Consider the following 11615-nt stretch of genomic DNA (forward strand, 5'->3'; position numbering starts at 1 on the left):
GAAAGGGGCCCTCCGATGGACGGCTACCCACTGATCGAGAACCACGGTCTCATCGGCGATCTGCAGACCGCGGCACTGGTGTCCACCGAGGGAGCGATCGACTGGTTCTGCTCCCCGCGGTTCGACTCTCCGAGTGTCTTCGGGGCGCTCCTGGACAAAGGGAAGGGCGGGCACTGCACGGTCCGGCCGGCGGACGGGACCCATGCGACCAAGCAGTTGTACCTGCCCGACACGGCGGTCCTGGTGACCCGGTTCATCACCGAGGCGGGCGCCGGTGAGGTGGTCGACTTCATGCCCGTGACCGGTACCACGGTCACCTCCCGCCACCGGCTGGTGCGTCTGGTCCGCTGTGTGCGCGGCAGCATGACGTTCCAGGTGGAGATCGCCCCGCGGTTCGACTACGGGCGCGGGAAGCACGAGGTGCACATCACCCCGCACGGAGCGGTCTTCGCCGCGGAGGACGGCACGGAACTCACCGTGCACCTCATCCGTGAACCGGAGGACGAGCGGCTCGCCCACGTTCTCACGAACCAGGGTGCCGACCTGAATCTCTCGCTGACGCTGCAGGCCGGTCAGCAGCGGGGGCTGGTTCTGGAGATGGACGCTGAGGGGCCACCCGCCGAGGTCCGCCTGGCCGCATACGAACGGCTCTTCGAGGAGACCACGGCGTTCTGGCGCTCCTGGCTGGCGCAGTCCCGCTACACAGGGCGCTGGCGGGAGGAGGTGGAGCGTTCCGCGATCACACTGAAGCTCATGACCTACGCACCCAGCGGTGCCGTGGTGGCCGCCCCGACGGCGGCTCTTCCGGAGCAACTGGGCGGCGAACGCAACTGGGACTACCGCTTCACCTGGATCCGTGACGCCTCCTTCTCCGTGTACGCCCTGCTGGGGCTGGGCTTCACCGAGGAAGCCCGGGCATTCCTCGCCTGGCTGAGCGACCGGGTCAAGGAGCGGGCCGGCAGCAGCACGAACACGGGCCCGCTCAACATCATGTACAAGGTCGACGGCTCATCCGACCTGGACGAACAGACCCTCGAACACTGGGAGGGGTATGAGGGCTCCTGGCCGGTACGGATCGGCAACGGCGCCGCGACGCAACTCCAGCTCGACATCTACGGCGAGGCGCTGGACAGCATCTACTTCGCGCACCGGCACGGACTCCAGATCGGGTACGCGGGATGGACCTCGATGCTGGCGAACCTCGACTGGCTGGACGACCACTGGGACCAGGCGGAGGAGGGTATCTGGGAGACCCGCGGCGGGAAACAGAACTTCACCTACGGCCGGGTCATGTCGTGGGTGGCGCTCGACCGCGCGCTGCGCCTCGCCGAGTCGAAGGGCTGGCCGTCGGAGGCCGGGCGCTGGCAGACCGAGCGGGACGCCGTCTACGAACAGGTCATGGCCAAGGGGTGGAGCGAGGAACAGCAGGCGTTCGTCCAGCACTACGGCAGTGACGTACTGGACTCCTCGCTGCTGCGCATGGGGACGGTCGGGTTCGTCAGCCCCGAGGATCCGATGTGGGCATCGACCCTGGACGCCATCGACCAGCAACTGGTCAGCGACAGCCTCGTCTACCGCTACAACCCGTCGGCCTCACCCGACGGCCTGCGCGGCTCTGAGGGCACCTTCTCGCTGTGCACGTTCATGTACGTCGACGCCCTCGCCCGTGCGGGGCGGACGGACAAGGCACGGCTGGTGTTCGAGAAGATGATGGGGTACGCCAACCATCTGGGCCTGTACTCGGAGGAGATCGGCCTGACGGGCCGCCAACTGGGCAATTTCCCCCAGGCGTTCACACACCTCGCGCTCATCGACGCGGCCATCACCCTGGACAAAGCCCTCGACGGGCATTAGCCCGAGCGGTGTCCTATTCGCCCCCGGTCGCGGGCCCTGTTCCCGACCGGGGGCTGACTGCGTGCCCTGGCCGGGGGCGGACTGCGTGCCCTGGCCGGGGGCGTACTGCGTGCGCGCGCTTCGAAGCAATCGCCGAACGATTTATTCGATGGGCGACCGTCGTCCCCCTCGGTAGCCTCCAACAGCGCCTGCCAGACCGACCGGCCTGAGAAGGGGGACGGGTTGATCGACGCCTACGAGGATCCGGGGACGCCCGAGCGGCGGGGCGGATGGCGGTATCTGTGGTGGCTGGTGCGCTGCCAGCCGGGGCGGGCGGTGGCCGGGGCGGTGCTGTCCGCGGTGTGGATGGTGCTGATGGCCGTGACGCCGTACTCGCTGGCCAGGGCCGTGGACGAGGGGATCGTGGCGGGCGATCCGTGGGCGCTGGCCGGGTGGACGGGCGTACTGCTGGTCATCGGGATGTTCAACTCTTGGGTGAGCATCGTGCGGCACCGCACGATGACCCGGGTGCGGATGGACGGCAACTTCCGGACCGTGAAGGCGGTCGTCGGGCAGGCGGTGCGGCTGGGGGCGGCGCTGCCGCGGCGGGCCGGAGCCGGGGAGGTCGTCACGGTCGGGGTGAGCGATGTCAAGACCATCAGCCAGGCGCTGACGATCACCGGTCCGGGCGTCGGGGCCCTCGTGGTCTACGCCGTCGTGTCCGGGCTGCTGCTGTCGATGTCGCCGCTGCTGGCCGGTGTGGTGCTCTTAGGTCTGCCGGTGCTCGCCGTGCTGACGGGGCCGCTGCTGGGGCGGTTGCAGAGCGCGGAGGGCGAGTACCGGGAGCGGCAGAGCGTGCTGACCGCCCGGATCGGGGACCTCGCGGGCGGCCTGCGCGTCCTCAACGGGCTGGGCGGCAAGGGGCTGTTCGCGGACGCCTTCCGGAACGACTCGCGGCGGCTGCGGGAACAGGGCTACCGGGTCGGCGCGGTGGCGAGCTGGATCCAGGCGTTCGGGATGGGCCTGCCGACGCTGTTCCTTGCCGTGGTGACCCGGCTCGCGGCGCGGCTCGCCGCCCAGGGGGACATCACGGTGGGCGAGTTGGTGTCGGTGTACGGCTATGTCGCGGTCCTGGTGGGGCCGGTGGCGTTCCTCGTCGAGATGGGCTACGAGCTCAACCGGGGCATGGTCGCCGCCCGGCGGGTGGTGGGGCTGCTGCGTCTGGAGGCCGAGCCGGACCACGGCGGCGCCGCGGCACCCGATGCCCCGGCCGTGCTGCACGACCCGGAGTCGGGCGTACGGGTCTCACCCGGTCACCTCACCGCCCTGGTCGGCGCCCGCCCCGGCGACGCCGCCGAGATCGTCGACCGGCTCGGCCGGTACGCCCCGTCCGACGTCACGTGGGGCGGCGTACGCGTCGACGCCGTGCCCCTGTGTCAGGTGCGGGAGCGGATCCTGGTCGCGGACAACGAGGCCGACCTCTTCGCGGGCACCCTGCGCGAGACGGTGCGGGGGCGCCGGGAGCGGGACGCCGGGGCGGTGGCACGGGCGGTGCGGGCGGCGGCGGCCGACGACATCGTGCAGGGGCTGCCCGACGGGCTCGACACGGCCGTGGCGGCGCAGGGCCGCAGTCTGTCGGGCGGTCAGCGACAGCGGGTACGGCTGGTGCGGGCGCTGCTCGCCGATCCCGAGGTGCTGCTGGCCGTGGAGCCGACCTCGGCTCTGGACGCGCACACCGAGGCCACCGTCGCCGCACGGCTGCGGGGTGCCCGCGAGGGCCGTACGACGGTCGTCACCACCACCTCCCCGCTGGTCCTGGACCACGCGGACACCGTGCACCACCTGGTCGACGGCAAGGTCGCGGCGACCGGACGGCACCGTGAGCTGCTGGCGGCGGAGCCGGGGTACCGGGCGCTGGTCGCACGGGACGCGGACGACGAGACGTATGCCAAGACGGATGACCAGACGGATGCCGAGCCGGATGACGAGACGGATGCGGGGGCGGAAGTGTCACACGCGTCGGGCGTGTCACAGGCGTCGGAGGTGTCCGGGTGAGCGCGACGGCGGGGCGGCTGCCCGTCGCGGGGCGGGCCGAGGTGCGGCGGGCGGCGGTGCGGCTGGTGCGGGCCGACGGGCGGGCCTTCGCCGCCGTGCTGGCGCTGAACGTGGTGGCCGCTGCGGCCGGAGCGGCCGGGCCGTGGCTGCTGGGACGGATCGTCGACGAGGTGCGCGCCGGGCAGGGCACCGGGGCCGTGGACCGGCTGGCGCCGCTGATCCTGGGGTGCGCGGCGGCGCAGCTCCTGCTGGCGCGCTGGGCCCGCGAGCGGGGCTACCGGCTCGGGGAGCGCACCCTGGCCCGGGTGCGGGAGGAGTTCGTGGACCGGGCACTCGCGCTGCCCGCGTCGGCGGTGGAGCGGGCCGGTACCGGTGACCTCACCACGCGCGGCACGGCGGATGTGGCCGCCGTGGGCACCGCGCTGCGGGACATCGGGCCCGAACTGCTGGTGAACGCCATGCACGCACTGTTCGTGCTGGTCGCGGTGTTCGCCATCGACCCGCTGCTGGGTGCCGTGGGAATCCTGGCGCTGACGCCGGTCTGGCTGGTGCTGCGCTGGTATCTGCGCCGCGCCCGGGACGGCTATCTCGCCGAGGGCGCGGCCACGTCGGAGGTCGCGGAGATCCTCGCCGCGACCGCTGCCGGAGCACGCACCGTGGAGGCGTTCCGGCTGGAGGAACGGCGGATCGCGGCGAGCCGGGACGCGCTGGACGAGTCGAAGCGGACCCGGTTCCACACGCTGTGGCTGCGCACCGTGTTCTTCCCGGTGGTCGAGGCGTCGTACTCGCTGCCGGTGGCGGGTGTGCTGCTGGCCGGGGGCGCGCTGCACGCGCACGGGGCGGTGAGCCTGGGCGCGGTGGTGGCGGCGGCGCTGTATCTGCGGCAGTTCACCGAACCGCTGGACCAGATCCTGATGCATGTGGAGCAACTCCAGAGCAGCGGTGCCTCGTTCGCCCGTGTGGAGGGCCTCGCGGCAGCCCCGCGGGCCGGGTCCGGGCCGGTATCGCCGGTGCCGGACGGCGACCGCATCGATGTGACCGGGGTGCGCTACTCCTACGAGCACGGCGGGGAGGTGCTGCGCGGGGTGGACCTGACGGTGACTCCCGGGGAGCGGCTGGCGGTGGTCGGGCCGTCCGGGGCGGGGAAGTCCACGCTGAGCAGGCTGCTGGCGGGCGTGGACGCGCCGGGCACCGGTGCGGTCACCGTGGGCGGGGTGCCGGTGTCGGGGCTCGCGCCGGAGGTGCTGCGGCGGCAGGTGGTGCTGGTCACACAGGAGCACCATGTGTTCCTGGGCACGGTCCGCGACAATCTGCTGATCGCCGAACCGGGGGCTTCCGACGAGGAGTTGTGGGCGGCACTCTCGGCGGTCGGGGCGGACGGCTGGGTGCGTGAGCTGCCCGACGGCCTTGATACGGCACTGGGTTCGGAGCGTCGGCGTACGGACGGCTCGCAGGCCCAGCAACTCGCCCTGGCCCGGGTGGTGCTGGCCGACCCGCACACCCTGATCCTCGACGAGGCAACGGCGTTGCTCGATCCGACGACCGCCCGGCACACCGAGCGCGCCCTGGCCGCCGTACTTGAGGGGCGCACCGTCATCGCCGTCGCGCACCGGCTGCACACCGCGCACGACGCCGACCGGGTGGCCGTCATGGAGGACGGTCTCATCACCGAACTCGGCACCCACGACGAGCTGGTGGCGGCGGGCGGGGCGTACGCGGCGCTGTGGCACACCTGGCACGGGGATGCGGCGGTTTAGCGGGGGTGTAGGGGCGGCGTAGCGGCGGTGTGGTCGAACAAGGGGTTCGGTGGGGAGGTGTGTCCGGTGCGGGGGGTGCGGCGGGGGTGAAAACGCGCCAAGCGGGGGGCGGGTGTGCGAGGGTGCGGCGCGTCTTGACAGCGGTGGGTGGGGGGGCGGTCCGTGGTGGTGGCTTCGAGGCGGGGGATGGCGGAGTGGTGTGAGGGGTGCGGGGGTCGGCAGTGGCGCTGCCGGGAGTGTGGGGATGTCGAAGTTCCTTGTTGAACAAGGCAGTTGAGAGCAAACGGTTCTGCGGCACCGGGCGTCCCGGGGCGCGGGGATCGAACACGGATCGTCGTGGCGGGTGTGCGCCGAGATGTCATGCCGACACCGCCTCTCGGCACTCCGGCCGCCCCCTGTAACACCCGTTCACACCCCCGAAACATTCACCCACCGTCCCGCTTTGAGCCAACATCACGACAGGGTCCTGACATGTACGCGCCCTGGGTGTCACTCTCTCTCCACGCCGCAAGCAGTACAGCCACAGCACCGCCCGGCCAGTGCCCCACGCTGACCGGCAATCCCCCACGAGAAGGAGCTTGCGTGAGCCCCCTCTACGCGCGTCACAAGCGCACCACTCTGGCCATCGCCACCGCCGTCGCGGCCGGAGCCCTCCTCACCACCGGTCTTGCCACCAGCGCCTCGGCCCAGACCCCGGCCGCCGCCTCCGGCAAGACCGCCCACCTCGCCGCCGCGCCGACCGCGCTCTCGGCGGCGGCCCGCACCACCCTGATACAGAAGGCCCAGGCCGACGCCGCCGGCACCGCGCGGCACATAGGCCTCGGCGCCCAGGAGAAGCTGATCGTCAAGGACGTCGTCAAGGACGCCGACGGCACCGTGCACACCCGCTACGAGCGCACCTACGCGGGCCTGCCCGTGCTCGGCGGCGACCTGGTCGTGCACACCGCGAAGTCCGGTGCGACCGAGGGCGTCACCAAGGCCACCAAGAGCACCATCAAGGTCGCCTCGCTCAAGCCGCAGGTCACCGCCGCCAAGGCCGAGAAGCAGGCGCTCACCGCCGCCACGTCCCTCGGCTCCGCGAAGACCACCGCCGACGGCGCGCGCAAGGTCATCTGGGCGGGCTCCGGCACCCCGGTCCTCGCGTACGAGACGGTCGTGGGCGGCTTCCAGGACGACGGCACCCCGAACCAGCTCCACGTCATCACCGACGCGGCCACCGGCAAGAAGCTCTACGAGTACCAGGGCGTCGAGACCGGCACCGGCAAGACCCTCTACTCGGGCACGGTGACCCTCAACACCACGCTGTCGGGCTCGACGTACCAGCTCTACGACACCACGCGCGGCGGCCACAAGGTCTACAACAAGGCCCACAGCAGCAGCTCCTCGCAAGGGACCCTGTTCACCGACGCCGACGACGTGTGGGGCACCGGCGCCGCCTCCAGCTCCACCACCGACCAGACGGCCGCCGCCGACGCCGCCTACGGCGCCCAGGAGACCTGGGACTTCTACAAGAACACCTTCGGCCGCAACGGCATCAAGAACAACGGCACCGCCGCCTACTCCCGCGTCCACTACGGCAGCAGCTACGTCAACGCGTTCTGGGACGACAGCTGCTTCTGCATGACGTACGGCGACGGCTCCGGCAACACCCACCCGCTCACCGCGCTCGACGTGGCCGGCCACGAGATGAGCCACGGTGTCACCTCCGCCACCGCCGGCCTCAACTACAGCGGCGAGTCCGGCGGGCTGAACGAGGCCACCTCCGACATCTTCGGCACCGGCGTGGAGTTCTACGCCGCCAACTCCTCCGACGTCGGCGACTACCTCATCGGCGAGAAGATCAACATCAACGGCGACGGCACCCCGCTGCGCTACATGGACCAGCCCAGCAAGGACGGCGCCTCCGCCAACTACTGGTCCTCGTCGGTCGGCAACCTCGACGTGCACTACTCGTCGGGTGTCGCGAACCACTTCTTCTACCTGCTCTCCGAGGGCAGCGGTTCGAAGACCATCAACGGCGTGACCTACAACTCGCCGACGTCCAACGGCTCCAAGGTCACCGGCATCGGCCGCGCCAAGGCGCTCGCGATCTGGTACAAGGCGCTGACGACGTACTTCACGTCGACCACCAACTACAAGTCGGCCCGCACCGGCACCCTCAGCGCCGCCGCCGCGCTGTACGGCTCCGGCAGCACCGAGTACAACGCGGTCGCCGCGGCCTGGTCCGGGGTCAACGTCAGCTGACCGCACGGCAGTCGAGAGTCCGGTAGTTGAAAACGGCGGCACCTGGGGGCGCATTCACCCCGGGTGCCGCCCTACTCTTGGGTGCCATGTCTTCGCAGGACTTCACGTACGAGGCCGTCGGCGCGACACGCAAGAGCCCTGACGCGTACCCGCCCGGCTTCCATCCGCTCCATGTACGCACCCGGGTGGGAGAGGGCGAGCAGGTGTTCCTACGGGCCTCCGAGGCGCTGCTCACCTGGGAGTTGCACCGCGCGATCGGCGTGGGCGTCGATGCCGCGGCCGAGCGGGCCGCGCCCGGCGTCGATGTCACGGTGACCCTGGCCGGGGTGATCAAGGCGCCGTGCCGGGTGGTGTGGACGGTGCAGGAGTACCGGCGGGCGGGGTGGGCCTACGGCACGCTGCCCGGTCACCCGGAGTGCGGTGAGGAGGCATTTGTCGTGGACCGGACCGGGGATGGCACCGTCTGGCTCACGATCAGCGCGTTCAGCCGGGCTGCGAAGTGGTATGCGCGGGCAGGTGGGCCTGCGACCCGGGGGTTGCAGCAGGCGTATGCGCGGCGGTGCGGGGCGGTTCTTCGCAAACTGTGCGCCGAGTTTGAGTGAGCGTCCGGGGGGCTGCCGCCCCCCGGACCCCCGGCTATCGGCCTTCGGCCTCGTCCTCAAACGCCGGACGGGCTGAATGTGTGCCGGCCTGGGCCTCAAAGTTGCGGCCCAGGCCGCACGACCAGCCTTCCTACCGCATCAACACCCCCGCCGCTGCCGCCAGTTCCTCCGACGGCACCGCCACCAGCCCCATCTCCGCCCCCGATGCCACCAGCGGGTGGGCCGGGAGAATGCGGATCGTGTAGCCGTACGGGCCCGTGCGGTCCAGGGAGAGGGGGCCCTCGTAGCACCAGCGGCCCTCGGCGTCGGGGTTGCCCGCCGGTTTCAGCGGGACCGTGACCGCGTCCGCGATGGTGTCGTCGGGGTCGACGCGGCCGGAGACCGCCTGGACCTCGACGTCGTCCGGGCCGAGTGCGCCGAGGCCGACGCGGACCCGCAGGCCGAGCGTGGTGCCGAGTTCCGCGGTGGCAGCCGTGGCGGTCGTCTCGACGTGGTCGACGGTGATATCCGGCCAGGCCGCCCGCACCTTGCTCTTCCAGGCGGCGAGTTCACGCGCCGAGGAGGGGTTCATGGCGCGGTGGGCGCGGGCCGCGGGGGCGTAGAGACGTTCCACGTACTCGCGGACCATGCGGCCCGCCAGGAGCTTCGGGCCGAGATGGGTGAGGGTCTGGCGGACCATCTCGATCCAGCGGTCGGGCAGTCCGCCCTGGCCGCGCTCGTAGAAGCGCGGCGCGACCCGCTGCTCCAGCAGGTCGTAGAGCGCGGCGGCCTCTATGTCGTCGCGCCGGTCCGGGTCGGTGCCCACACCGTCCGCCGTGGGGATGGCCCAGCCGAAGTCGGGCTGGAACCACTCGTCCCACCAGCCGTCCAGGACGGACAGGTTGAGGCAGCCGTTGAGGGCGGCCTTCATCCCGCTCGTGCCGCACGCCTCCAGCGGGCGCAGCGGGTTGTTGAGCCAGATGTCGCAGCCCGGGTAGAGCTTCTGCGCCATCGCCATGCCGTAGTCGGGCAGGAACACGATCCGGTGCCGTACCCGGGGGTCGTCGGCGAACCGGACCAGTTCCTGCACCAGCCGCTTGCCGCCGTCGTCCGCCGGGTGCGCCTTGCCCGCGACGACGATCTGGACCGGCCGCTCCGGGTGGAGCAGCAGGTCCATCAGCCGGTCGCGGTCGCGCAGCATCAGGGTGAGGCGCTTGTACGACGGCACCCGCCGGGCGAAGCCGATGGTGAGCACGTCGGGGTCGAGGACGCCGTCGATCCAGCCCAGCTCGGCGGTGCCCGCGCCGCGCTGCCGCCAGGAGGCGCGCAGCCGCTCGCGGACCTCCGTGACGAGTTGTTCGCGCAGCTCGCGCCGCAGCTCCCAGATGTCCAGGTCGGGGATCTCGCCGACCGAGTCCCAGCGGTCCGAGGCGCCCACGCTGAGCGCGTCCTCGGTGCGCTGGGGGCCGATCTGGCGGGCGCCGAGGCGGAACACCTCGGGGGCCACCCAGGTCGGCGCGTGCACGCCGTTGGTCACGGAGGTGATCGGCACCTCGGTGGCGTCGAAGCCCGGCCACAGGCCCGCGAACATCTCCCGGCTGACCTGGCCGTGCAGCAGCGAGACGCCGTTGGCGCGCTGGCCGAGGCGCAGGCCCATCACGGCCATGTTGAACAGGCTGTCCTGGCCGCCCGGGTAGGTCTCCCTGCCGAGCCGGAGGATCCGCTCGACGTCGATACGGGGCAGTTCGGCGTCGGGGCCGAAGTGACGGGCGACCAGATCGCGGTCGAAGCGGTCGATACCGGCCGGGACCGGGGTGTGCGTGGTGAACACCGTGCCGGCGCGCACCGCCTCCAGGCCGGCGTCGAAGTCCAGCCCCTCGTCGGCGAGCTCGGCGATGCGCTCCAGACCGAGGAAACCGGCGTGGCCCTCGTTGGTGTGGAACACCTCCGGCTGGGGGTGCCCAGTCAGCCGGCAGTACGTCCGCACCGCGCGCACCCCTCCTATGCCGAGCAGCATCTCCTGGAGCAGCCGGTGCTCGCTGCCGCCGCCGTAGAGCCGGTCGGTGACACCGCGCTCGCCGGGGTCGTTCTCCTCGACGTCGGAGTCCAGCATCAGCAGCGGGACCCGGCCGACCTGGGCGACCCAGATCCGGGCGCGCAGCCGACGGCCTCCGGGCAGGCCCAGGGAGACCTGGGCGGGGGTGCCGTCGGCCTCCGGGAGGAGGGCCACGGGCAGCTCGTTGGGGTCCAGCACCGGGTAGTGCTCCTGCTGCCAGCCGTCCCTCGACAGGGACTGCCGGAAGTAGCCGTGCCGGTAGAGCAGGCCGACGCCGATCAGCGGGACGCCGAGGTCGCTGGCCGCCTTCAGATGGTCACCGGCGAGGATGCCGAGGCCGCCGGAGTACTGGGGCAGGGCGGCGGTGACGCCGAACTCGGGCGAGAAGTAGGCCACGGCGGCCGGGAGGTCGGCGGACTGCGCCTGGTACCAGCGCTGCCCGGTCACATAGTCGTCCAGGTCGTCGGCGGCGGCGGTGAGACGGCGCAGGAAACGGCGGTCCTCGGCCAGCTCGGCCAGGCGCGCGGGGCGAACCCCGCCGAGCAGCCGTACCGGGTCGCCGCCGCAGTCGGACCACAGCTCGGGATCGACGGACTGGAACAGATCACGGGTCTCCGCATGCCATGACCAGCGCAGATTGCGCGCCAGCTCGCTGAGCGGCCGGAGAGGTTCCGGGAGAACGGGACGGACGGTGAACCGACGGATCGCCTTCACATTCCACCTCACGCGGGGTGTGCGTATGAGGACGCACGTCGGTGTGCGCCCCGTCATGACCCCAGACGTTATCGGTGCGGGGTGCTCTTCAACCATGGTGCCTCCGAGCGCGGCGCGGCGTGACTCGCCCCCGCCGCCCCTTCCCGACCCGGCCCGGGGGCTTCGCCCCCGCACCCCCGCTCCTGGGGCTTGATATAGCCCGTCCGGCGTTTGAGGACGAGGCCCGAAGGGCCGATATGGGGGTCTGGGGGCGCAGCCCCCAGGGACGGGAACGGGAAGGGGCGGCGGGGGCGAGAACACCCCTCGGCCGGGTTGGCCGATTTCACCCCCGCACGCGTCCTTGTGGCGGTCCACCAGGCACGAGAGGCTGCCCAG

Annotated in this window: 6 protein-coding genes; 5 read left to right on the top strand and 1 reads right to left on the bottom strand. The window is 71.7% G+C overall.

The window, feature by feature from the left end:
- The first annotated feature begins 15 nt into the window (after positions 1-15).
- The 5 genes from ACSYGN_RS12195 to ACSYGN_RS12215 all read left to right on the top strand — a co-directional run bounded on the left by ACSYGN_RS12195 (position 16) and on the right by ACSYGN_RS12215 (position 8491).
- Positions 16-1854: a glycoside hydrolase family 15 protein gene (locus ACSYGN_RS12195; RefSeq protein WP_460394782.1), complete on the top strand. Its 1839-nt coding sequence runs from the start codon at positions 16-18 to the stop codon at positions 1852-1854.
- A 222-nt stretch (positions 1855-2076) separates the two neighbouring features.
- Positions 2077-3888: an ABC transporter transmembrane domain-containing protein gene (locus ACSYGN_RS12200; protein ID WP_460394785.1), complete on the top strand. Its 1812-nt coding sequence runs from the start codon at positions 2077-2079 to the stop codon at positions 3886-3888.
- Positions 3885-5645, top strand: a complete 1761-nt coding sequence (locus tag ACSYGN_RS12205) for an ABC transporter ATP-binding protein (protein WP_460394788.1) — start codon at positions 3885-3887, stop codon at positions 5643-5645. The genes ACSYGN_RS12200 and ACSYGN_RS12205 overlap by 4 nt, the downstream gene beginning before the upstream one ends.
- A gap of 582 nt (positions 5646-6227) precedes the next feature.
- On the top strand, positions 6228-7889 hold the full coding sequence (locus tag ACSYGN_RS12210; protein ID WP_460394791.1) for a M4 family metallopeptidase: 1662 nt from the start codon (positions 6228-6230) through the stop codon (positions 7887-7889).
- Positions 7890-7975: 86 nt separating this feature from the next.
- The gene (locus ACSYGN_RS12215) at positions 7976-8491 is read left to right on the top strand and encodes a DUF1990 family protein (RefSeq protein ID WP_460394793.1); all 516 of its coding nucleotides are present in this window, start codon (positions 7976-7978) and stop codon (positions 8489-8491) included.
- A gap of 130 nt (positions 8492-8621) precedes the next feature.
- Here ACSYGN_RS12215 and ACSYGN_RS12220 read toward each other — a convergent pair whose 3' ends face one another.
- Positions 8622-11240: a glycosyltransferase family 1 protein gene (locus ACSYGN_RS12220; RefSeq protein ID WP_460394795.1), complete on the bottom strand. Its 2619-nt coding sequence runs from the start codon at positions 11238-11240 to the stop codon at positions 8622-8624.
- Between the last annotated feature and the right edge of the window lie 375 nt (positions 11241-11615).

The organism is Streptomyces sp. YIM S03343 (assembly GCF_054729195.1).